The organism is Micromonospora echinofusca, from assembly GCF_900091445.1.
In the GTDB taxonomy this organism is placed as follows: domain Bacteria; phylum Actinomycetota; class Actinomycetes; order Mycobacteriales; family Micromonosporaceae; genus Micromonospora; species Micromonospora echinofusca.
In genome coordinates, this window is the sequence record NZ_LT607733.1 from 3,678,553 (window position 1) to 3,703,965 (window position 25,413).

The window sequence follows — 25,413 nt, forward strand, 5'->3', positions numbered from 1 at the left end:
TCGCAGCAGCGATCACGTCAGGACATCCCCAGCTCGCGGTCGATGAAGTCGAAGACCTCGTCCGGCGTCGCGTCCTGGAGCTTCTCGGCGACGGTGTCGCCGTCCGCCGGCGCGTCGGCCTCGTTGAGGGAGGCCAGCAGCGCCCGCAGCCGCTCGGTGATCCGAATTCGGGCGCTGCGGTCCGGCGCCGAGCCGGAGAGCGCCGCTTCCAACCTGTCAAGCTCACCGAAGACCGGTGCGACCCCGACCACCCCGCCGTCGACGATCGCGGCCCGCACGTACTCGGCCAGCCCGGCGGCGGTCGGGTAGTCGAACACCACCGTGGCGGGCAGCCGGACGCCGGTCGCCGCGGTGAGCCGGTTGCGCAGCTCCACGGCGGTCAGCGAGTCGAACCCGAGTTCGCGGAACGCCCGGTCCGGCTCCACGGCGTCCATCGAGGCGTGCCCGAGCACCGCGGCGGCCTGCCCGCGTACCAGTTCCAGCAGGGTCTTGCGTCGTTCGGCGTCGGTCTGCCCGGCGAGCAGGGCGGCCAGGGACTCCGCGGAGACGCCGGTGTCCTCGGCCCGCTCGGCGACGGCCCGGCGCGCCTCGGCGACGCCCGCGATGAGCGGGCTGGGCCGCACGGCGACGAACCCGGGCACGTAGCGGGCCCAGTCGATGCCGGCCACCATCGTCGCCGGCTCGCCCCGCGCGACGCACTGCGCGAGAACCGTGAGGGCCGGCGCGGTGTCGAGGCGGGCCACGCCCGTGCGCCGGCGGCGCTCCTCGACGGCCTGGTCGGTGGCGGCCATCCCGCCGGCCGTCCAGGGGCCCCAGGCGACCGAGGTGGCCGGCAGGCCCTGGCGGTGCCGCTGCTCGGCGAGGGCGTCGAGGTAGGCGTTGGCGGCGGCGTAGCTGCCCTGACCGGCGGCGCCGAGCTGACCGGCCATCGCGGAGAACAGCACGAACGCGCGCAGGTCCCGCCCGACGGTCAGCTCGTGCAGGTGCAGGGCGCCGAGCACCTTGGGGCGCAGGACGGTGGCGAGGCGGTCGGCGGTGAGGCCGTCGAGCACCCCGTCCTCGAGGACGCCGGCCGCGTGCACGACGCTGGTCAGCGGCGCGTCGGCGGGTACCTCGTCGAGCAGCTTGGCCAGCGCCGCCCGGTCGGCGACGTCGCAGGCCGCGACGGTCACCCGGGTGCCCGCCCCGGTCAGCTCGCGGACGAGCTCGGCGGCGCCGGGGGCGTCCGCGCCGCGGCGGCTGACGAGCATCAGGTGCTCGGCGCCCCGGGCGGCCAGCCAGCGGGCCACCTCCGCGCCGAGCGCGCCGGTGCCGCCGGTGACCAGCGTCGTGCCCGGGTAGCCGGCCTCGTCGGTGGGCGCCTCGCCGCCGGGCGCCCGCACCAGCCGGCGTACCAGGATGGTGGCGCCGTCGATCGCGAGCTGGTCCTCGCCGTCGAGGCCGGCGAGGGCGGCGCAGAGCAGGTCCCAGCCGTGGTCGTCCAGGGTGGCCGGTACGTCGACCAGGCCGCCCCACCGCTCGGGGTGTTCGAGGGCCACGACCCGGCCGAGGCCCCAGAGCAGCGACTGCTCCGGCCGGCCGGGCGCCGCGCCCCGGGTGGTGCCGGCGGCGCCCCGGGTGACGCACCACAGCGGCGCGGCGACGTCGAGGTCGCCGAGCGCCTGGATCAGCGCGAGCGACCGGGCGAGGAACGGCGGCACCGGCTGGGTGTCGTCGACCGCGCCGTCGGCGAGGGCGAGCAGCGACAGCACCCCGTCGACCGGGGCCGGCCCGCCGTCGACGGTGCGGGTGGCGCCGGTCAGGCGCGCGGCGAGGGCGGCGCGGTCGGTCAGGTTCTCCGGCAGCGACACCAGCCGGACGTCGGCGCCCCGGCGGGTCAGCTCGGCGACGGCGGCCTCGCCCTCCTCCGGGTGCCGCTCGTCGGCGATGACCCACCAGGCGCCGGGGAGGAAGCTGACGGGCGTCCCGGTGTACGGCTGCCAGACGCTGCGGTAGCGCAGGTCGTCGAGGCTGGACCGGTTGCGCTGCTGCCGCCGCCAGGAGGCGAGCACGGGCAGGGCCGCGCCCAGCCGTTCCAGCGATTCCGTGGCGTCCTGCTCGGTGAGTTCCGCGAGCGCGGCCAGGTCCTCGCGTTCGATGGCCGCCCAGAACGCCGAGTCGACGCCGCTCGGGGTCTCCTCGGTGTCGCCCTGCCCGGTCGCCGCGGTGGGCCAGAAGCGGCTGCGTTCGAAGGCGTACGTGGGCAGCGCCACGATGTCGGTCTCGGCGAGGACCGTCGTCAGGTCGACGGGCAGGCCGATCGCGTGGGCGGTGGCGAGGTTCGTCAGCAGCCGCGTCGCGTCGTCGTCACCACGCCGCAGGCTACCCAACGTGTGCCCGCTCGCGCCCGCGTCGTCCAGGATCGCCGTCACCGGCATCGTCAACACCGGATGCGGGCTGATCTCCACAAACGTCGTGTGACCCGCCTCGACGGCCACCCGCACCGCCGCGTCGAACCGCACCGTCTGCCGCAGGTTCTCATACCAGTAGTCCGCCGTCATCGAGGACGGATCCACCCAGTCCCCCGTCAACGTCGAGACGAGCCGGGTGTGACCGGCCTGCGGGCTCACGTCGGCCAGGTCCGCGCGCAACTGCTCCGCGACGTCCTGCACCGCCGCTGAGTGCGACGCGTAATCCACCGGAATCAACCGCGCCCGCACCCCCTCGGCCTGACACGCCTCCACCAGATCGGCAACCGGCTGCGGCGGACCCGACACCACCACCGTCGACGGACCGTTCACCGCCGCCACCCCGACACCCGGGAACTCCCCGAGCCGCTCAGCCACCGCCTCGGCCGACAGGTCCACCGACGCCATCGTCCCGGTCCCCCGCAGCACCGTCAGCGCCCGCGACCGCAACGCCACCGCCTTCGCCGCATCCTCCAAATTCAGGATCCCGGCCACACACGCCGCACCGATCTCACCCTGCGAATGACCAACCACCGCCGCCGGAACCACACCCGCGTGCTGCCACACCGCCGCCAGGGCCATGCCCACGGCCCACAACACCGGCTGCACGACCTCGACCCGCGCCAACCACGACTCGTCCTCACCCGTCAACACCGCAACGAGGTCCACGTCCAGGAACGGAGCCAGAGCCCGCTGACACTCCGCCAGACGCGCATCGAACACCGGCGTACGACCCACCAGACCGGCCGCCATCCGCGCCGACTGCGCACCCTGACCCGGGAACACGAACACCGCACCGGTCCCGGAGGCCGTACCCGTGACGAGGTTCCCCGCCGGTGCGCCGGCGGACAGGGCGTCGAGCCCCGCCAGCAGCTCGGCCACCCCGGCGCCGACGACGGCGGCGCGGTGGTCGAACGTCGACCGGGTGGCGGCGAGGGACCAGCCCACCGCCGCCGCGTCGATGTCGGCGTGCGCGCGGACGTGGTGGGCCAGGCGGGCGGCCTGACCGGCCAGGGCGCCCTTCGACCGCCCGGACACCGCCCAGACGACGACGTCGGAGGCCACGAGCCCTGGACCGCGGCTCTCAGCGGCCTCGCCGTCGGGTTCGGCGCTCTCGGCGGGCCGGTCCTCGGGCAGTTCGATGATGACGTGGGCGTTGGTGCCGGAGATGCCGAACGACGACACCGCCGCCCGGCGTGCCCGGTCCACGGTCGGCCAGGGCCGCGACTCCGTGGCGAGTTCGACCGCGCCGGAGGTCCAGTCGATGTGTGGCGACGGCTCGTCCACGTGCAGCGTCGCCGGGACCACGCCCTCGCGCATCGCCAGCACCATCTTGATCACGCCGGCGACGCCGGCGGCGGCCTGGGTGTGCCCGATGTTCGACTTCACCGAGCCGAGCAGCAGCGGCTCGTCGCGCTCCTGCCCGTACGTCGCCAGCAGGGCCTGGGCCTCGATCGGGTCACCGAGGGTGGTGCCGGTGCCGTGCGCCTCGACCACGTCCACGTCGGCCGTGGAGAGCCGCGCCGACGCGAGGGCCTGCCGGATCACCCGCTGCTGCGAGGGACCGTTCGGGGCGGTCAACCCGTTGGAGGCGCCGTCCTGGTTGACGGCGCTGCCCCGCACGATCGCCAGCACCTCGTGGCCGTTGCGACGCGCGTCCGACAGCCGCTCGACGAGCAGCATGCCGACGCCCTCGCCCCAGCCGGTGCCGTCGGCTCCCGCGGCGAACGCCTTGCACCGGCCGTCGGCCGCCAGGCCCCGCTGCCGGGAGAACTCCACGAACAGTCCGGGCGTCGCCATCACGGTCACGCCGCCGGCGAGGGCGAGGTCGCACTCGCCGCGCCGCAGCGACTGCACCGCCAGGTGCAACGCCACCAACGACGACGAACACGCCGTGTCCACCGACACCGCCGGCCCCTCCAACCCCAACGCGTACGCCACCCGACCCGACACCACACTCGCGGCGTTGCCCGTCCCCGCGAAGCCCTCCACCTCGTCCCCCGCCACCATCAGCAGGGCCCCATAGTCCTGACCATTCGTGCCCACGAACACCCCTGTTCGCGAACCCCGAAGGACCCCAGGCTCAACCCCTGCCCGCTCGACCGCCTCCCACGAAACCTCCAGCAGCAACCGCTGCTGCGGATCCATGGCCAACGCCTCGCGGGGGGAAATCCCGAAGAAACCGGCATCAAACTCCGCCGCCTCGTAGAGGAAGGCGCCGCTGCGGACGTAGGAGGTGCCGGTGGAATAGGGGTCGGGGTCGTAGAGGCGCTCGACGTCCCAACCCCGATCGCCCGGGAGGTCGGACACGGCGTCGCGGCCGGCGTGCAGCATCTGCCAGAACCGCTCGGGGTCGTTGGCCCCGCCGGGGAAGCGGCAGGACATGGCGACGATGGCCACCGGCTCGTCGTCGCCGAGCGCCACCGGGGCGGTCTCGACGGCCACGGCGGCCTCGCCGCCCAGTTCCTCGTGCAGGTGCCGGGCGAGCGCGGTCGGCGACGGGTAGTCGAAGACCAGGGTCACCGGCAGCCGCAGCGAGGTGGCGGTGGCGAGCCGGTTGCGCAGCTCCACCGCGGTCACCGAGTCGAAGCCGAGGTCGCGGAACGCGTGGTGCGGGTCGACGGCCTGGCCGTCGGCGTACTTCAGGACGGTGGCGGCCTGGTCGCGGACCAGGTCGAGCAGCGCCTGCTGGCGCTCGGCGGCGCTCATCCGGGTGAACGCGCCGGACGGGCCGGCCTCGTCGGTCTCCTTCGTCTCGGCGAGGCCCTTGGTGGCCTGCAACCGCTGCGCCTCGGGGATCTCCGAGATCAGCGGGCCGGGTCGGGTGGCGGTGAACGCGACGAAGAACCGGTCCCAGGCGATGTTGGAGATGGTCAGGAACGTCTCGTCGTGCTCGACGGCCTGGTGCAGGGCCGCGACGGCGAGCCGCGGGGGCATCTCGGGCGCGCCGTGGCGGTGCAGCATCCGGCCGAACTCGCCGTCGGCCATGCCGCCGCCGCCCCAGGCACCCCAGCCGATGGAGGTGGCGGGCAGGCCGAGGGCACGGCGGTGCTCGGCGAGGGCGTTGAGGAACGCGTTGCCGGGGGCGTAGTTGCCCACGCCGGAGCTGCCGACGGTGCCGGCCATCGAGGAGAACAGGATGAACGCGTCGAGGTCCAGCTCGCGGGTCAGCTCGTGCAGGTTCAGCGCGGCGGTGACCTTCGCGCTGAGGGCGTAGTCGACCTGCTCCAGGGTCAGCGAGTTGATCACCGAGTCGTCGAGGACGGCGGCGGTGTGCACGACGGTGGTCAGCGGGTGCTCGGGCGGCAGGTCGGCGAGGACGGCGGCGAGCGCCGACCGGTCGGCGGCGTCGCAGGCCGCGACGGTCACCCGGGCGCCCAGTGCGACCAGCTCGGCCTCGAGGTCGGCGATGCCGTCGGCCTGCCGGCCGCGCCGGCTGACCAGCACCAGGTGGGCGGCGCCGTTCGCGGCGAGCCAGCGGGCCATGTGTCCGCCGAGCGCGCCGGTGCCGCCGGTGACCAGGGCGGTGCCGGAGGGCCGCCAGGTGCGCGGGGCGGGGGTGTCGCCGAGCGGGGCGTGCAGCAGGCGCCGGCCGAAGGCGCCGGCCCACCGCAGCGCGACCTGGTCCTCCCCGTCGGCACCGGCGAGGACGCGGACCAGCCGGCGGCCGGCCGCGTCGTCGAGCTCGTCGGGGAGGTCCACGAGGCCGCCCCAGCGGTCGGGGTGCTCGAGGGCGGCGACCCGGCCGAAGCCCCAGGTGAGCTGCTGGAGCGGGTGCGGCAGCGGGTCGGCCGGGCCGGTGGCGACGGCACCCCGGGTGAGGCACCACAGCGGCGCGCGGACGCCGGCGTCGCCGAGCGCCTGCACGAGGGTGACCGTGCCGGCGAAGCCGACCGGCACCGACGGGTGCGCCGGGGCGGGCGTCTCGTCGAGCGGCAGCAGCGACAGGATCCCGGCGGGGCGGGAGCCACCGTCGGCCAGGTCGCGCAGCCGGGCGGCGAGCGCCGCGCGGTCCGTGCGGTCGGCGTCCAGCGCCAGCGGTACGACGGTGCCGCCGTGGCGCCGCACCGCCTCGGCGCAGAAGGCGGCCTCGGCCGCGCCGGTGTCGTCGGGGCCGGTGAGCAGCCACCAGGTGCCGGTGACTGCCGGCTCGCCGGCAGCGTCGGGGGCGACGGGCGTCCAGCTGTCCCGGTACCGCCAGGAGTCCACGGTGGCCTGGTCGCGGTGTCGGCGGCGCCAGGCGGCGAGGACGGGCAGCACGTCGGCGAACGCCGTCTCCGGGACGGGCCGCGACTCGGTCGTGGCGCAGAGTTCGGCCGTGAGCGCGTTCAGGTCCTCCGCCTCCACGGCCGCCCAGAACCGGGCGTCGACCTCGTCGTCGGCCACGGGACCGGCGGCCCCGGCTGCGGGGGCGGGCGCGGCGGACGGCTGCGGCCAGTACAGCTGCCGCTGGAACGGGTACGTGGGCAGGTCGAGGCGACGTCCGGCGAGGCCGGTGAAGGCGGGCCGCCAGTCCACCGGCGTACCCCCGGTCCAGACCTCGGCCAGGGCGCGCAGGAAGCGGCCGAGGCCGCCCTCGCCCCGGCGGAGGCTGCCGGTGACGGTGACCGCGTCCGGGTCGGCGGCGGCCAGCTCGACGCTCTCCTGCACGGCCATGGTCAGCACGGGGTGGGCGCTGACCTCGACGAAGGTCTGGTAGCCGGCCGCGACGAGGCTGCGCACCGCCTCGTCGAAGCGGACGGTCTGCCGCAGGTTGCGGTACCAGTAGTCGGCGTCGAGGGCGGCGGTGTCGAGCCAGTCGCCCTCCACGGTGGAGCGGAACCGGACCTCGCCGGTACGGGGCCGCAGCCCGGCGAGCAGTTCCAGGAGCTGCTCGCGCAGCTGCTCGACGTGGGCGGAGTGGGAGGCGTAGTCCACGGGGACGCGGCGCACCCGCACCTCGCGGGACTCGTAGTGGGCGACCAGCTCGTCGAGGGCGGCGCTGTCGCCGGAGACCACGACGGAGGTGGGCCCGTTGACGGCGGCCAGGGCGACCCGGCCGGCCCAGCGGGTGATCGTGCCGGTGGCCTCGTCGGCGGTGGTGGCGACCGAGACCATGCCGCCGTCCCCGGCGATACCGGCGATAATCCGGCTGCGCAGCGCCACCACGGCCGCCGCGTCGTCCAGGGTGAGGCCGCCGGCGACGTACGCGGCGGCGATCTCGCCCTGGGAGTGGCCGACGACGGCGGAGGGGCGCACCCCGTACGACTCCCAGAGCGCGGCGAGCGAGACGCTGACCGCGAACAGGGTGGGCTGCACGACGTCGACCCGCTCCAACGACGGGGCGTCCGGCGCGCCACGCACCACGTCGGTGGGCGACCAGTCGACGTACGGGCGCAGCGCCTCGGCGCAGGCGGCGAACTTCTCGGCGAAGACCGGTGCGGTGTCGAGCAGTTCGGCGGCCATGCCGACCCACTGCGAGCCCTGGCCCGGGAAGACGAAGGCGACCTCGCCGGGGGTGCCGGGGACGCGGGTGACGGTCTGCGGGCTGGGCCGGCCGGCGGCGAGCGCGTCGAGGGACGCGGTCAGTTCGTCACGGTCGGTGGCGAAGACGACGGCCCGGTGGTCGTGGGCGGCGCGGGTGGCGGCCAGCGACCAGCCGACGGCGGCGAGGTTGTCGTCGTCGACGGTGTCGAGGTGGTCGAGCAGGTCCCCGGTGCGGGCGGTGAGGGCGTCGACGGTGCGCCCGGAGAGCACCCAGGGCAGCTCCCCGATCGGCCCGCCGGCCACCGGCTCGGACTCCGGCTCGTCGGCGGGGGCCTGTTCGAGGATGGTGTGCACGTTGGTGCCGCTGATGCCGAACGAGGAGACGGCGGCGCGGCGTACGCCGTCGGCCGGCTCCCACGGGCGGGCGGAGGTGAGCAGTTCGACGCTGCCGGCGCTCCAGTCGACGTGCGGGGTGGGCTCGTCCACGTGCAGAGTGGGCGGCAGCACCCCGTGCCGCATCGCCAGGACCATCTTCATCACCCCGGCGACGCCGGCGGCGGCCTGGGTGTGCCCGATGTTCGACTTGATCGAGCCGAGCCAGAGCGGCCGGTCGGCGGGACGGTCCTGCCCGTAGGTGGCGAGGAGCGCCTGCGCCTCGATGGGGTCGCCGAGGGTGGTGCCGGTGCCGTGCGCCTCGACGGCGTCCACCTGGTCGGCGGTGAGTCCGGCGTTGGCGAGGGCCTGGCGGATCACCCGCTGCTGGGCGGGGCCGTTGGGGGCGGTGAGGCCGTTGGAGGCGCCGTCCTGGTTGACGGCGCTGCCGCGCAGCACGGCCAGGATCGGGTTGCCGTCGCGGCGGGCGTCGGAGAGGCGCTGGAGCACCAGCAGGCCGACGCCCTCGCCCCAGCCGGTGCCGTCGGCGGCCCCGGCGAACGGCTTGCACCGGCCGTCGGCGGCGAGGCCGCGCTGGCGGGAGAAGCCGACGAAGATGCCGGGGGTGGCCATCACGGTGGCGCCGCCGGCCAGGGCGAGGTCGCACTCGCCCGTCTGCAGGGCCTGCGCGGCCAGGTGCATGGCGACCAGCGACGACGAGCAGGCGGTGTCGACGGTGACCGCCGGGCCGTGCAGCCCGAAGGTGTACGCCAGCCGGCCGGAGATGACGCTGGCGGAGGTGCCGGTGGCGAGGTAGTTCTCGTCGACGTCCCCGGCGGCCATCAGCAGCGAGCCGTAGTCCTGGCCGTTGGTGCCGACGTACACGCCGGTGCGGCTGCCGCGCAGCGCGGTCGGGTCGATCCGGGCCCGCTCGAACGCCTCCCAGGTGGCCTCCAGCAGCAGCCGCTGCTGCGGGTCCATGGCGAGGGCCTCGCGGGGGCTGATGCCGAAGAAGGCCGGGTCGAACTCGCCGGCTCCGGCGACGAAGCCGCCCTCCCGGACGTAGCTGGTGCCGAGGTGCTCGGGGTCGGGGTGGTACAGCTCGGCGAGGTTCCAGCCGCGCTCGCCGGGCATCAGGCTCATCGCGTCGGTGCCGGTGGCGACGAGGTCCCAGAGCTGCTCGGGCGAGGTGACGCCGCCGGGGAAGCGGCAGCTCATCGCGACGATGGCGATCGGCTCGCGGTCGCGGCCGGTGCCGTCGGCGACCACCTCGCCGGTGGTGTGCCCGGCGGTGAGGCCGTGCAGGTGGGCGGCGAGTTCGGCGACCGTGGGGTGGTCGAAGACCAGCGTGGCGGGCAGGGTCATGCCGGTCTCGGCGGTGAGCCGGTTGCGCAGCTCGACGGCGGTGAGCGAGTCGAAGCCGAGGTCGCGGAAGGTGCGCTCGGGCAGCGGCTGGCCGGCCGGGTAGCCGAGCACGACGGCGGCCTGGGTGCGCACGAGGTCGGCGAGCTGCGGCAGGGACCGGCCGACCACCACGGCGCGGGCGGGGCCGGTCGGCACGGCGGGCACCCCGGGAAGGGCGGCGATCAGAGGCGTCGGGCGGCCCCAGGAGGCGGCGAGGCGTCCCCAGTCGACGTCGGCGACGGTGACCGCCGGCTCGGCGGTGTTGACCAGTCGGCCGAGGGCGGTGACGGCCTCGGCGACGGGGAGCGCGTCGACGCCGCCCCGGGCGAGCCGGGCGGTCAGCGCGGCGGCCATGCCGTCCTCGGCCCAGGCGCCCCAGGCGATGGCGGTGCCGGGCAGGCCCTGGTCGCGTCGCCAGGCCGCGAACGCGTCGAGGTACGCGTTGGCCGCCGCGTAGTTGCCCTGTCCGGCGCTGCCGATGACCCCGGCGAGGGAGGAGAAGAGCACGAACGCGTCGAGGTCGCGGTGGGCGGTGGCCTCGTGCAGCACCTGGGCGGCGCGGACCTTGCCGTCGAGGACGGTCTGCATCCTGCCCAGGTCGAGCCCGTCGAGGACGCCGTCGTCGACCACGCCGGCGGTGTGCACGACGGCGGTCAGCTCCGGCAGACCGGCGACCAACGCGTCGACCGCCGCCCGGTCGGTGACGTCGCACGCCACCACCCGCACCGCGCCCAGCTCGTCGACCAGCTCGGCCGCGCCCGGCGCCGCCGGACCCCGCCGCGAGGCCAGCACCACCTCAACCGCCCCGTTGACCAGAAGCCAACGCGCCACGTGCCGACCCAGGGCACCCGTACCACCGGTCACCAGCACCGTCCCGGCGGGCCGCCAACCCGCACCGGCCGGCGGCGCGGCCGGCACCAGCCGCCGACCGAAGACGCCCTGCGGGCGGATCGCCACCTGGTCGTGGCCGGCGTCGGCGAGGACGGCGAGCAGCGCGTCGGCGGCGGTGCGCTCGGCGCGGGCGGGCAGGTCGATCAGGCCGCCCCAACGGTCGGGCTGTTCGAGGGCGACGACCCGGCCCAGGCCCCAGGCCAGGGCGGACCAGGGGTCGGCGAGGGTCTCGCCGGCCCCGACGCGGACGGCGCCCCGGGTGAGGCACCAGAGCCGGCCGGGCAGGCCGGCGTCGGCGAGCGCCTGGGTGAGGGTGAGCAGCAGCGCGGCGCCGCCGGAGACGGCCGGGGCGTCCGGCAGCGCCCGGTCGGTCGCGGGCAGCACGCAGAGCACCCCCGTCCAGCCCTGGTCGCCGTGGCCGCGCAGCAGCCCGGTCAGCTCGGCGCGGTCGACGCCGGGGGCGACGGTGAGGGTGTCGACGTGGGCGCCGGCGCCGGTCAGCGTGCCGGCCACCCCGGCGTCGTCGGTGTCGGCGGTGACGACCAGCCAGCGGCCGGTCAGCGCCGGCACGGCGGCGGGGCGTACCGGCTCCCAGTCGACCCGGTACGTCCAGCCGTCCACCACGGCGTCGCGGTGCCGGGCCCGCCGCCACGACGACAGCACGGGTACGGCGGGCGCGAGGGCCTCGACCGCCGCGGGGTCGTCCTGCACGGCCAGGTGGGCGGCGACCCCGGTCAGGTCCCCGCGCTCCACGGCCGCCCAGAAGTCGCCCTCGGCGCTGTCGCCCGGCGCGGCGGTCGCGGCGGTGCCGCCGACCTCCGGCCAGTAGCGCTGGTGCTGGAAGGCGTACGTGGGCAGGTCCACCCGCCGGGCGCCGGTGCCGGCGAACCACGGCTGCCAGTCGACGGCCACCCCGTGCGTGTGCAGCTCGGCCAGCCCGGCCAGCAACCCCTGCGCCTCGGACCGGTCCCCGCGCTGTGCCGGCACGGCGAGCACGCCGTCCCCGCCCGGCAGGGCGTCGCCGACCATGGCGGTCAGTACGCTGCGCGGCCCGATCTCCAGGAACGTGTCCGCCCCGGCGGACCGCAGGGCGGTCACCCCGTCGGCGAAGCGGACGGCCTCGCGGACGTGACGCACCCAGTAGTCGGCCGTACGGATCTCGTCGGCGTCGGCCAGCGCCCCGGTCACGTTCGACACCACCGGCAGCGACGGCGCGGAGAACTCCAGCCTGTCGAGCACCGCGCGGAACCTGGCGAGCATCGGCTCCATCAGCGGGCTGTGGAACGCGTGGCTGACCGCGAGCCGGCGCGTGCGTACGCCCCGCTCGCGCCAGACCCGCTCCACCTCGTCGAGCGCGTCGACGGCGCCGGAGACCACCACCGCCGACGGGCCGTTGACCGCGGCGATCCCCACGTCGGCCAGCCCGTCCAGCATGGCCAGCACGTCGGCCTCGGCAGCCGCGACGGCCAGCATCCCGCCGCCCGAGGGCAGCGCCTCCATCAGCCGGCCGCGCGCCGCCACCAGCGCGCAGGCGTGCTCCAGCGACAGCACCCCGGCCACGTACGCGGCCGTGACCTCGCCGATCGAGTGGCCGGCGACCAGGTCGGGGGCGATGCCGAAGGACTCGACGAGGCGGAACAGCGCCACCTCGACGGCGAACAGGCCGGCCTGCGTGAACACCGTCCGGTCCAGCAGCTCGGCGTCGGCCGAGCCCTCGGCGGCGAAGAGCACCTCGCGCAGGGGGCGCGGCAGGGCCCGGTCCAGGTACCCGCACACCTCGTCGAGGGCGGCGGCGAAGACGGGGAACTCGGCGTACAGCTCGCGACCCATGCCGGCGCGCTGCGCGCCCTGGCCGGAGAAGAGCAGCGCGAGCTGGCCGCGCGGCGCCCCGGCGCCGGTGACGACGGTGCCGGCCGGTTCCCGGGCGGCGAGGGCGCGCAGCCCCGCGAGCAGGTCGTCGCGGCCGGTCGCCGACACCACGGCGCGGCGGTCCAGGGTGGAGCGGGAGGCGACCGACGAGAAGGCCACGTCGAGCGGGCGGAGGGTCTCGTCGGCGGCGAACCGGGCCGCCCAGCGGCCGGCCTGCGCGGCGAGCGCGGCGTCGGAGCGGGCGGAGAGCAGCACGGGAGCCACCGTGCGGACCGCCGGCGCGGTCGGTTCCGCCTCGGCCTCGGCCTCGGCGGGTGCCTGCTCGATGATGGTGTGCGCGTTGGTGCCGGACACGCCGAACGACGACACGGCGGCCCGGCGCGGCCGGTCCACGGCGGGCCAGGGCGTCGCGGCGGTGGCGAGGGTGACCGCCCCGGCGGTCCAGTCGATGTGCGGGGACGGCTGGTCGACGTGCAGGGTGGGCGGCACGACGCCGTGCCGCATCGCCATCACCATCTTGATCACGCCGGCCACGCCGGCGGCGGCCTGGGTGTGCCCGATGTTCGACTTGACCGACCCGAGCAGCAGCGGCGCGGCGTCGTCGCGGTCCTGCCCGTACGTGGCCAGCAGCGCCTGCGCCTCGATCGGGTCGCCGAGCCGGGTGCCGGTGCCGTGCGCCTCCACCACGTCGACCTGCTCGGGCGTGAGCCGGGCGTTGCCCAGGGCCTGGCGGATGACGCGTACCTGGGAGGGGCCGTGCGGGGCGCTGAGCCCGTTGGACGCGCCGTCCTGGTTCACCGCGCTGCCGCGCACCACGGCGAGCACCGGGTACCCGTGCCGCTGCGCGTCGGAGAGCCGGGTGAGCAGCAGCATGCCGATGCCCTCGGACCACGAGGTGCCGTCCGCGCCGGCGGCGAACGCCTTGCACCGGCCGTCGGCCGCGAGGCCGCGTTGCCGGCTGAAGCCGACGAAGACCGCCGGGGTGGGCATCACCGTCACGCCGCCGGCCAGCGCCAGCTCGCAGTCGCCGTTGCGCAGGGCCTGCGCGGCCAGGTGGATGGCGACCAGCGAGGACGAGCAGGCGGTGTCGACGGTGACCGCCGGCCCCTCCAACCCGAGGGTGTACGCGACGCGGCCGGAGATGACGCTGGTGGCGTTGCCGGTGAGCAGGTGCCCCTCGCCGTTCTCGGCCTGCGCCATCATGCCGTCGTAGCCGTGCGACGACGCCCCGACGAAGACGCCGGTGCGGCTGCCCCGTACGGCCGGCAGCGGCAGGCCGGCCCGCTCGAACGCCTCCCAGGAGGTCTCCAGCAGCAGCCGCTGCTGCGGGTCCATGGCGACGGCCTCGCGGGGCGAGATGCCGAACAGGTCGGCGTCGAAGTCGGCGGCGGAGTAGACGAAGCCGCCCTCGGAGACGTAGCTGGTGCCCGGGTGGTCCGGGTCGGGGTGGAACAGGTGCTCCAGGTCCCAGCCCCGGTCGGCGGGGAACGGCCCGATCCCGTCGCCGCCGTCGTGCACGAGCTGCCACAGCGCCTCGGGGCTGTCGACCCCGCCCGGGTAGCGGCAGCTCATCGCCACGATGGCGATGGGCTCGGAGTCCCGGGCCTCCAGCTCGCGCAGCCGCCGCCGGGTACGCCGCAGCTCCGAGGTCGTACGCTTCAGGTACTCGACGTACTTCTCGTCCTCGTTGCTCACCGTGGACCTACCTCACTCGGCATGCCGATGTCGTTGCGGCTGGTCGTCACGACGTCTCCAGCTCGCGGTCGATCAGGTCGAAGATGTTCTCGGCGGTGGCCGACTCCAGGTCGTCGTCGCCGTCCGCGTCCGTCTGCCGCTCGGTCAGCCGGTCCAGCAGGCCGTGCAGCCGGTCGGTGATCCGGCGGAACTCGTCGTCGGTCGGGTCGAGCCCGACGAGCGCCGCCTCCAGCCGGTCGAGTTCCCGGCCGGCCGTCGACGTCTCCCCCGCCGGGGTCACCGGGGCGAACTGCCCGGCCAGGTGGGTGGCGAGCGCCTCGGGCGTCGGGTTGTCGAAGACCAGCGTCGCCGGCAGCCGCAGCCCGGTGGCCGCGCCGAGCCGGTTGCGCAGCTCGACCGCGGTGAGCGAGTCGAAGCCGAGTTCCCGGAACGCGCGGGTCGGCTCGATGCCGGCCGGGTCGCCGTGGCCGAGGACGACCGCCACGTGCGACAGCACCAGGTCACGCAGGGCGCGTACCCGCTTGTCGTCGGGCAGGGCGCGCAGCGTCTCGGCGTACGCCTGCCCGTCGGCGGCCTCGCCGGCCGCGGCCCGGCGGCCGGCGGCGCGGACCAGGTTGGTCAGCAGCGGGTGCACGGGCGATCCGGGCGCCGCCACCCCGGTGACGATCTTGGCGGGCATCAGGGTCGCCCGCTCCGAACGCCAGACCGCGTCGAACAGGGCGAGCCCCTCGTCGTCGGACAGGGCGGCCATGCCGCCCCGGTCGAGGCGGCGGATGTCGGCCGAGTCGAGGTGGCCGGTCATGCCGCTGGCCTGCGCCCAGCGGCCCCACGCCAGCGCGACCGCCGGCAGGCCGAGGGCCCGCCGGTGCTCGGCGAGGGCGTCGAGGAACGCGTTGCCGGCGGCGTAGTTGCCCTGGCCGGGGCCGCCGAACACGCCCGCGGCGGCCGAGAAGAGCACGAACGCGCTCAGGTCGTGGCCGAGGGTGGCCCGGTGCAGGTTCCAGGCCACGTCGACCTTGGGCCGCAGCACCGCGGCGAGGCGGTCGGGGGTGAGCGACTCCACGGTGGCGTCGTCGAGGACGCCGGCGGCGTGCACGACGGCGCGCAGCGGGTGCCGCCGGTCCACCATGGAGAGCACGTCCGCCGCGGCGTCCGGGTCGGCCAGGTCGGCGGCGACGATCGACACGTCCGCGCCCAGGGCCTTGAGGTCGGCGAGCAGGTCGTCGGCGCCCTCGGCGTCCGGGCCGCGCCGGCTGACCAGGAGCAGCTGCCGGGCGCCGTGCGCGGTGACCAGGTGGCGGCAGAGCAGCGCGCCGAGGGTGCCGGTCGCCCCGGAGACCAGGACGGTGCCGTCGAGGCGGGGCGCCTGCGGGACGCTCAGGGCGAGCTTGCCCACGTGCCGGGCCTGGCTGAGGAAGCGGAACGCCTCGGGGGCGCGCCGGACGTCCCACGTGCGCCGGGGCAGGGGCCGCAGCGCCCCGCCGGCGAAGAGGGCCATCAGTTCGCCCAGCATCGCGCCGATCTTCTCCGGGCCGGCCTCGATGAGGTCGAAGACCTGGTAGCTGACCCCCGGGTGGTCGGCGGCGACGCGCTGCGGGTCCCGCTTGTCGGTCTTGCCCATCTCGACGAACCGGCCGCCGTCGGCGAGCAGCCGCAGCGACGCGTCGACGTACTCGCCGCTGAGCGCGTTGAGTACCACGTCGACGCCCCGTCCGCCGGTGCGGTGGGCGAACTCCCCGGCGAAGTCGAGGCTGCGGGAGGAGGCGAGGTGCGCGTCGTCGAAGCCGGTGGCGCGCAGCGCCGGCCACTTGCCGGGGCTGGCCGTGCCGTAGACCTCCGCGCCGAGGTGGCGGGCGATCTGCACGGCCGCCATGCCGACACCGCCGGCCGCCGCGTGGACGAGCACGGACTCCCCGGCGCGCAGCCGGGCCAGCTCCACCAGGCCGTACCAGGCGGTCAGGAAGACCACGGGCACGGCGGCGGCGTCGGTGTACGACCAGCCGTCGGGGATGCGGGTGACCAGCCTGCGGTCGGTGACCGCCGCCGAGGAGAACGAGCCGGAGAAGATGCCCATCACCCGGTCGCCGGGGGCGAGGTCGGTGACCCCCGGTCCGACGCCGAGCACCACGCCGGCGCCCTCGTTGCCCAGCACCTCCTGGTCGGGGACCATGCCGAGGGCCAGCACCACGTCGCGGAAGTTCAGCCCGGAGGCGCGCATCCCGACCAGGACGTGGCCCGCCGGCAGTTCCCCGGTCGTCCGGGGGGCGGGCAGCAGGGCGAGGTTCTCCAGCGTGCCCTTCTCGGTGACGTCGAGGCGCCAGGGCACCTCGTCGGCGGGCAGCGGCAGCACGCCGGCGTCGCGCGCCCGGGCCAGCCGGGGCACCAGCGGCACGCCGTCGCGCAGCGCGAGCTGCGGCTCGCCGGAGGCGACGGCCGCCGGGACGGCCGCCAGGGAGGCGGCGGCGTCGTCGGTGTCGAGCAGCGTGAACCGGCCGGGGTGTTCGGACTGCGCGGAGCGGACCAGCCCCCACAGGCTCGCCCGGGCCAGGTCGCGGGGGGCCTCGCCCGGGGCCGCGCCGACCGCGCCCCGGGTGTGCAGGACCAGCCGGGACCGCTCCAGCCGGGGCTCGCCCAACCACTGCTGCACCAGCGCGAGCGCGTCGCGGGCCGCGTCGTGTGCGGCCGCGCCGGCCCGCTGCGGGTCCGACTCCGCGCCGGAGCGCAGGTCCAGCACCACATCGGGTACGTCCCCGGACTCCCCGACCTCGGCGACCAGCGCCGCCAGGTCGGCGTGGGCCCGCACCGGGTGCCCGGCGGCGGTGAGCGCCCCGGCGAGGCCGAGGGTGTCGTCGCCGAGCAGCGCCCAGCGGGTCGCTTCCCCCGCCGCCGCGTCGGTGCCCGGCAGCGGCGTCCAGTCCAGGTGGAACACCGAGGTGCGGCGCAGGGCGGCGGCCTCGTCGGCCCGGCCCGCGGCGACCGGGCGGAACGTCAGCGACTCGACGGTGGCCACCGGCTGGCCGGCGGTGTCGGCGAGGGTGACCGCGACGGTGTCCGGGCCGAGCGGGCGCAGCCGCGCCCGCAGCCGGGTGGCGCCGTGGGCGTGCAGGGCGACCGAGCGGAAGGCGAACGGCATCCAGCCCGCGCCGGAGGTGTCCGCCGGGTCGCCGAGCAGTGCGGTGACCCCGCTGGCCTGGAGGGCCGCGTCGAACAGCGCCGGGTGCAGCCCGAAGCGGGACGCGTCGGCGCTCGCCTCCTCGGGGAGGGCCACCTCGGCGTAGACCTCGCCGTCGCCGCGCCACACCCGGCGCAGGCCCCGGAAGGCGGGGCCGTAGCCGAGTCCACCCTCGGCCATCTGCGCGTACCAGGCGTCCAGGTCAGCGTCGACCTCGACGGCGTCGGCCGGCGGCCACTGCCCCGGTACGGCGGCCGGGGCGGGCAGGTGTGCCAGCAGCAGACCCTCGGCGTGCCGGGTCCACTCCGCGTCGGGGTTCTCCTCGGGGCGGGAGTGCACGGTGACGCTCCGTTCGCCGGTGTCGCCGGGCGGGCCCACGCGTACCTGCACCTGCACCGCGCCGGCCGGCGGGAGCACCAGCGGGTTGATCAGCGTCAGGTCGCCCACCTGGCCGGCGTCGACCTCGTCGCCGGCCCGGACCACCATGTCGACCACGCCGGTTCCCGGGACGATCACCGCCCCGCCGACGGCGTGGTCGGCCAGCCACGGGTGGGTACGCACGGACAGTCGCCCGGTCAGCACCACCGTCCGGTCGTCGGCGACGGGTACCGCCGCGCTGAGCAGCGGGTGGTCGGTGTCCTGGAGGCCGGCGGAGCCGACGTCGCGTACGCGGTGCGCGGGCGCGTCCAGCCAGAAGCGTCCCCGTTCGAAGGCGTACGTGGGCAGCGCCACGGTGTCGGTACGGGCCAGCACGGCCGTCAGGTCGACGGGCAGGCCGATCGCGTGGGCGGTGGCGAGGTTGGTCAGCAGCCGCGTCGCGTCGTCGTCACCACGCCGCAGGCTACCCAGCGTGTGCCCGCTCGCGCCCGCGTCGTCCAGGATCGCCGTCACCGGCATCGTCAACACCGGATGCGGGGAGATCTCCACGAACGTCGTGTGACCCGCCTCGACGGCCACCCGCACGGCGGCCTCGAACTGCACGGTCTGCCGCAGGTTGTCGTACCAGTAGTCCGCCGTCATCGACGCCGGGTCGACCCAGTCCCCCGTCAACGTCGAGACGAGCCGGGTGTGACCGGCCTGCGGGCTCACGTCGGCCAGGTCCGCGCGCAACTGCTCCGCGACCTCCTGCACCGCCGCTGAGTGCGACGCGTAGTCCACCGGAATCAACCGCGCCCGCACCCCCTCGGCCTGACACGCCTCCACCAGATCGGCAACCGGCTGCGGCGGACCCGACACCACCACCGTCGACGGACCGTTCACCGCCGCCACCCCGACACCCGGGAACTCCCCGAGCCGCTCAGCCACCGCCTCGGCCGACAGGTCCACCGACGCCATCGTCCCGGTCCCCCGCAGCACCGTCAGCGCCCGCGACCGCAACGCCACCGCCTTCGCCGCATCCTCCAGGGACAGGATCCCGGCCACACACGCCGCACCGATCTCACCCTGCGAATGACCAACCACCGCCGCCGGAACCACACCCGCGTGCTGCCACACCGCCGCCAGGGCCATGCCCACGGCCCACAACACCGGCTGCACGACCTCGACCCGCGCCAACCACGACTCGTCCTCACCCGTCAACACCGCAACGAGGTCCACGTCCAGGAACGGAGCCAGAGCCCGCTGACACTCCGCCAGACGCGCGTCGAACACCGGCGTACGACCCACCAGACCGGCCGCCATCCGCGCCGACTGCGCACCCTGACCCGGAAACACGAACACCGCACCCGCGCCATGCGACAGAGCCGTCGCCGCGACGACGTTCCCCGCCGGCGACCCGGACGCCAGCGCGTCCAGCCCTCCCAGCAACTCCTCCGTGCTCGACCCGACCACGGCCGCCCGCTGGTCGAACGTCGACCGGGTGGCGGCGAGGGACCAGCCCACCGCCGCTGGGGCGAGACCGCCGTGCTCACGCACGTACTCCGCCAGGCGGGCCGCCTGGCCCGCGAGGGCGCGCTTCGAGCGCGCCGACACCGGCCACACCACGACGTCGGCGGCCACGAGTCCCGGACCGTGCTCGGCCGGAGCGGCGACCTCGGACGGCTCGTCGGCCTGCTCGATGATCACGTGGGCGTTGGTGCCGGACATGCCGAACGACGACACCGCCGCCCGACGTGGCCGCTGCACCTCGGACCACGGCCGCGACTGCGTCGCCAACTCCACCGCGCCGGAGGTCCAGTCGATGTGCGGGGACGGCTCGTCCACGTGCAGCGTCGCCGGCACGACTCCGTGCCGCATCGCCAGCACCATCTTGATCACACCGGCGACGCCCGAGGCGGCCTGGGTGTGCCCGATGTTCGACTTGATCGAGCCGAGCAGCAGCGGCTCGTCAGCCTCGCGGCCCTGGCCGTAGGTCGCCAGCAGGGCCTGCGCCTCGATCGGGTCACCCAGCGTGGTGCCCGTGCCGTGCGCCTCGACCACGTCCACGTCCGCGGCGGTCAGGCGCGCCGACGCGAGGGCCTGCCGGATCACCCGCTGCTGCGAGGGACCGTTCGGCGCCGTCAACCCGTTGGAGGCGCCGTCCTGGTTGACGGCGCTGCCCCGCACGATCGCCAGCACCTCGTGGCCGTTGCGGCGTGCGTCCGACAGCCGCTCGACCAGCAGCACGCCGACGCCCTCGCCCCAGCCGGTGCCGTCCGCAGCGGCCGCGAACGCCTTGCACCGGCCGTCGGCCGCCAGGCCCCGCTGCCGGGAGAACTCGAAGAAGGTGCCGGGGGTGGCCATGACCGTGACGCCGCCGGCGAGGGCGAGGTCGCACTCGCCGCGCCGCAGCGACTGCACCGCCAGGTGCAACGCCACCAACGACGACGAACACGCCGTGTCCACCGACACCGCCGGCCCCTCCAACCCCAACGCGTACGCCACCCGACCCGACACCACACTCGCGGCGTTCCCGGTGGCCCCGAACCCTTCGGCCTGCTCCCCCGCAGCCATCAGCAGGGCCCCATAGTCCTGACCATTCGTGCCCACGAACACCCCTGTTCGCGAACCCCGAAGGACCCCAGGCTCAACCCCTGCCCGCTCGACCGCCTCCCACGAAACCTCCAGCAGCAACCGCTGCTGCGGATCCATCGCCGCCGCCTCGCGGGGCGAGATCCCGAAGAAACCGGGGTCGAACTCGCCCGCGCCGTGCAGGAAGCCGCCCTTGTCGGTGTAGGTGGTGCCGGGGTTGGCCGGGTCGGGGTCGTAGAGCCGGTCGAGGTCCCAGCCCCGGTCGGTCGGGAAGTCGCCGATCGCGTCGACGCCGTCGGCGACGAGGCGCCACAGCTGCTCGGGGTCGTCGACGCCGCCGGGGTAGCGGCAGGCCATGGCGACGATGGCCACCGGCTCGTCGTCGTCCACGGAGGCCGGGGCGGCGTCCGGGGCCGGCCCGGCGTCGGTGCCGAAGAGCCCGGCGAGCAGGAAGCGGGCCAGCACGACCGGGGTGGGGTGGTCGAAGACCAGGGTGGTGGGCAGCGCCTGCCCGGTGGCGGCGGCGAGCCGGTTGCGCAGCTCCACGGCGGTCAGCGAGTCGAAGCCGAGGTCGCGGAACGCGGTGCCCGCCGGGACGGCGGCGGTCCCGCCGTCGTGGCCGAGCACGTCGGCGGCGAGTTCCCGGACCAGGTCGGCGACGCTCTCCTCCCGCCGGGCCGGGGTCAGCGCGGCGAGGCGCCGGCGCAGGGTCGCCGCCGGGCCCTCGTCGCCGTCGTCGACGGCGGCGCCGCCGTCGAGGGCGGCCCGCGCCTCCGGTACGCCCTCCAGCAGCGGACGGCGGCGGGCGGAGGCGTACGCGGGGGCGAACCGGGACCAGTCGACGTCGACCACCGTCACGGTGACGTCGTCGTGGTCGAGGGCCTGCTGCAACGCGCCCATGGCCACGGCCGGGTCCATGGCGGGCAGGCCCCGGCGGCGCAGGTTCCGTTCGGCGTCGGCCGCGTGCATGCCGCCGTCGGCCCAGGGCCCCCAGGCGATGGCGGTGCCGGCCCGGCCGTCGGCGCGGCGCCGCTGCACCAGCGCGTCGAGGTAGGCGTTGCCGGCCGCGTACCCGGCCTGCCCGCCGCTGCCCCAGGTGGCGGCGATGGACGAGTAGACGACGAAGGCGTCCAGTTCCCGGTCGGCGAGCAGGTCGGCGAGGTGGGTGGCCCCGGCGGTCTTGCCGACGGTGACCTCGGCCAGTTCGGCCGGGGTGACCTCCGCCAGCGGGGTGGCCTGGGCGATGCCGGCGGTGTGCACGACGGTACGCACCGGCGGTCCGGCGGACTCGACCCGGTCGAGCAGGTCGGCGAGGGCGGCCCGGTCGGCAATGTCGCAGGCGGCGACGGTGACCCGGGCCCCGAGGCCGGTCAGCTCGGTCTCCAGCTCGGCGGCGCCGGGGGCGGCGGGTCCGCGCCGGCTCACCAGCACGACGTGTTCGGCTCCGGCGGCGGCGAGCCAGCGGGCGGCGCGGGCGCCGAGGCCGCCGGTGCCGCCGGTGATCAGGGCGGTGCCGGTGGGCGTGAACCGGCGCGCCGGCGGGCGGTCGCCGAGGGCGGCGCGGACGAGGCGGCGGGCGAAGACGCCGGGGCCGCGTACCGCGAGCTGGTCCTCGCCGGTCGATCCGGTGAGGATCGCGGCGAGCCGGGCGGCGGCCCGGTCGTCGGGCTCCGGCGGCAGGTCGACCAGGCCGCCCCAGCGGTGCGGCGCCTCGACGCCGACGACCCGGCCGAGGCCCCAGATCGCGGCCTGCGCGGGATCGGCGAGCCGGTCGTACGAGGCGGCGGCGACCGCGCCCCGGGTGACCAGCCACAGCGGCGCGGCCAGCCCGGCGTCGCCGAGCGCCTGCACGAGCGTGAGGGTGGCGGTCAGGCCGGGCAGGCCGGTGCCGTCGGCGGCGGGCGGTTCCCCGGCGAGCAGGGAGACGACGCCGGCGGGGTCGGTGCCGGCGAGCGCCGCCGCGAGGCCGGCCCGGTCGGCGTCCGGCTCGACGGTCAGCGGCTGCACGTCGGCGCCGGCGCCGGTCAGCGCGGCCCGGACGGTCCGCGCCGCCGGGTCGTCGGCGCCGCCGGCGGGCAGCGCCAGCAGCCAGGTGCCGGTCAGTCGGGCGGGGGCGGGTTCGGGCGTCACCTGCCAGTCGGTCCGGTACCGCCAGCCGTCGAGGACCGAGTGCTCCTGCCGTTGCCGCCGCCAGTCGGCGAGGACGGGCAGCAGGGTACGCAGCGACTCGGCGGCGGCGGAGTCGGTGACGGCGAGGGTGTCGCGCAGCGCGTCGAGGTCGGCGCGTTCGACGGCCGCCCAGAACCGCCGGTCGAGCGCGCCGGCCCCGCCCGTGGCGGCCTCGTCGGCGGGCGCCTCGGCCGGCACCCAGTACTGCTGCCGCTCGAACGGGTAGGTGGGCAGGCCGACGAGCCGGCCGGGCCGGTCGGCGAGGACGTCCGCCCAGCGCGGCGGCGTGCCGGCGACGTGGAGCTGGGCGAGGGCGGCGAGCAGGGCGCGGCGGTCCGGGCGGTCCCGGCGCAGCACCGGCACCACCACGGCGGGGACCGCGTCGGCCGCCTCGGCCTCGGCGAGGGTCTCCTGGATGCTGGCGGTGAGCACGGCGTCGGGGCCGACCTCCACGAACGTGCCGACGCCGTTGGCCCGCAGGGTGCGTACGCCGTCGGCGAAGCGGACCGCCTCCCGGACGTGGCGCACCCAGTAGCCGGGGTCGGTGAGCTGCGCCGGGTCGGCCAGCTCGCCGGTCAGGTTGGACACCACCGGCAGGGTGGGGGCGCGCAGGTCGAGGCCGGCGGCGACGGCGGCGAACTCGGCGAGCATCGGTTCCATGAGCGGGCTGTGGAAGGCGTGGCTGACCCGCAGCCGCCGCACCTTGACACCCCGGCCGGTCCAGAGTTCGGCCAGCGCGTCGATGGCCGCGCCGTCGCCGGAGACGACGACGGCACCGGGGCCGTTGACGGCGGCGACGGCGACCCGGTCGGTCACGTCGGCGATCGACTCGGCGACCCGGGCCTCGTCGGCGGCGACGGCGAGCATCGCGCCGCCAGCGGGCAGGGCCTGCATGAGCCGGCCCCGGGCGGCGACGAGGGCGCACGCGTCGTCGAGGCTGAGCACGCCGGCCACGTGGGCGGCGGTCAGCTCGCCGACGGAGTGCCCGGCGACCAGGTCGGGGGCCAGCCCCCAGGAGCCGAGCAGCCGGTGCAGCGCCACCTCGACGGCGAACAGCGCGGCCTGGGTGTAGACGGTCTGGTCGAGCAGCGCGGCATCGTCGGTGCCGGGCTCGGCGTGCAGCAGCGGCTTCAGCGGCCGGGGCAGCCGGTGGTCGAGGTGGGCGCACACCTCGTCGAGCGCCTCGGCGAAGACCGGGTACGTCCCGTACAGCTCCCGGCCGGCGCCGGCACGCTGGGCGCCCTGGCCGGAGAAGAGGAACGCGACCCCGCCGCGCTCGGCGGCGGCACCGGTGACCAGGCCGGGGGCGGGCCGGTCGTCGGCGAGGGCGTGCAGGGCGGCGAGCAGGCCGTCGCGGTCGTCGGCGAGCACGACCGCCCGGTGTTCCAGGGGCGAGCGGGAGACCACCGAGGTCCAGGCCACGTCGCCCGGCCGCACGTCCGCGTCGTCGGCGACGTACCGCGACCAGCGCTCAGCCTGGTGACGCAGCGCGGCGCGGGTACGCCCGGTGAGCAGCACCGGGGCGGGCGCGGGTGCCTCGGGCCGGTCGGCCTCGGCGCGGGCCGGCTCGGGCTGTTCGAGGATGAGGTGGGTGTTGGTGCCGCTCATCCCGAACGAGGACACGGCGGCGCGGCGCGGCCGGTCCACGGCGGGCCACGGCGTGGCCTCGGTGACCAGGGTGACCGCTCCGGCGGCCCAGTCGACGTGGGGGGTGGGCTCGTCGACGTGCAGGGTGGCCGGCACGGTGCCGTGCCGCATCGCCTCCACCATCTTGATCACCCCGGCGATGCCGGCGGCGGCCTGGGTGTGCCCGATGTTGGACTTGATCGAGCCGAGCAGCAGCGGCGCGGCGTCGCCGCGCTCCCGGCCGTACGTGGCGAGCAGGGCCTGGGCCTCGATCGGGTCGCCGAGGGTGGTGCCGGTGCCGTGCGCCTCGACCACGTCGACCAGGTCGGGGGTGAGCTTCGCGCCGGCCAGGGCCTGCCGGATGACGCGCTGCTGGGACGGGCCGTTGGGGGCGGTGAGGCCGTTGGACGCGCCGTCGGAGTTGACCGCCGAGCTGCGGATGATGCCGAGCACGGGGTGGCCGTTGCGGCGGGCGTCGCTGAGCCGTTCCAGCAGCAGCATGCCGACGCCCTCGGACCAGCCGGTGCCGTCGGCGGACGCGGCGAACGACTTGCACCGGCCGTCGGCGGCGAGGCCACGCTGCCGGGAGAACTCGACGAACGGGCCGGGGGTGGCCAGCACGGTCGCCCCGCCGGCCAGGGCGAGGCCGCACTCCCGTTGGCGCAGCGCCTGGCAGGCGAGGTGGATGGCGACCGACGCCGACGAGCAGGCGGTGTCCACGGTGACCGACGGGCCCTCCAGCCCGAACGTGTACGCCAGCCGACCGGAGACGACGCTGGCGGCGGTGCCGGTCAGCACGTACCCCTCGACGCCGGGTGCCCGGTGCAGCACGGCGGCGTAGTCCTGCCCGGAGGTGCCGACGAAGACGCCGGAGCGACTGCCGCGCAGCGACAGCGGGGCGATGCCGGCCCGCTCGAACAGCTCCCAGGTGACCTCCAGCAGCAGCCGCTGCTGGGGATCCATGGCGACCGCCTCGCGCGGCGAGATGCCGAACAGCGCGGCGTCGAAGCGCCCCGCGTCGTGCAGGAACCCGCCGGAGGTGGTGTACGAGGTGCCGGCGTTGTCCGGGTCGGCGTGGTAGAGCCGCTCCAGGTCCCAGCCCCGGTCGGTGGGGAAGTCGCCGATGGCGTCCCCGCCGGACGAGACGAACTCCCACAGCGCCTCGGGCGAGTTGATGCCGCCCGGGTAGCGGCAGCTCATCGCCACGATCGCCACCGGCTCGGACTCCTCGGCGGTGACCTCGCGCAGCCGTTGGCGGGTCTGCTGAAGTTCGGCGACGACCCGCGTCAGGTATTCGCGCAGCCGCTCTTCATCCGCCATGACATCTCGCTTTCTCGTGACACCACAGGTCCT

At 76.2% G+C, this 25,413-nt stretch carries 2 protein-coding genes; both read right to left on the bottom strand.

Annotated features, from left to right (window positions below):
- Positions 1-17: 17 nt before the first annotated feature.
- Positions 18-14,144 carry a type I polyketide synthase gene (locus GA0070610_RS16015; RefSeq protein WP_089000784.1) on the bottom strand — a complete coding sequence of 4,709 codons (14,127 nt, stop codon included), beginning with the start codon at positions 14,142-14,144 and terminating at the stop codon, positions 18-20.
- Positions 14,145-14,190: 46 nt separating this feature from the next.
- The gene (locus tag GA0070610_RS16020; RefSeq protein ID WP_089000785.1) at positions 14,191-25,380 is read right to left on the bottom strand and encodes a type I polyketide synthase; all 11,190 of its coding nucleotides are present in this window, start codon (positions 25,378-25,380) and stop codon (positions 14,191-14,193) included.
- Positions 25,381-25,413 lie beyond the last annotated feature (33 nt).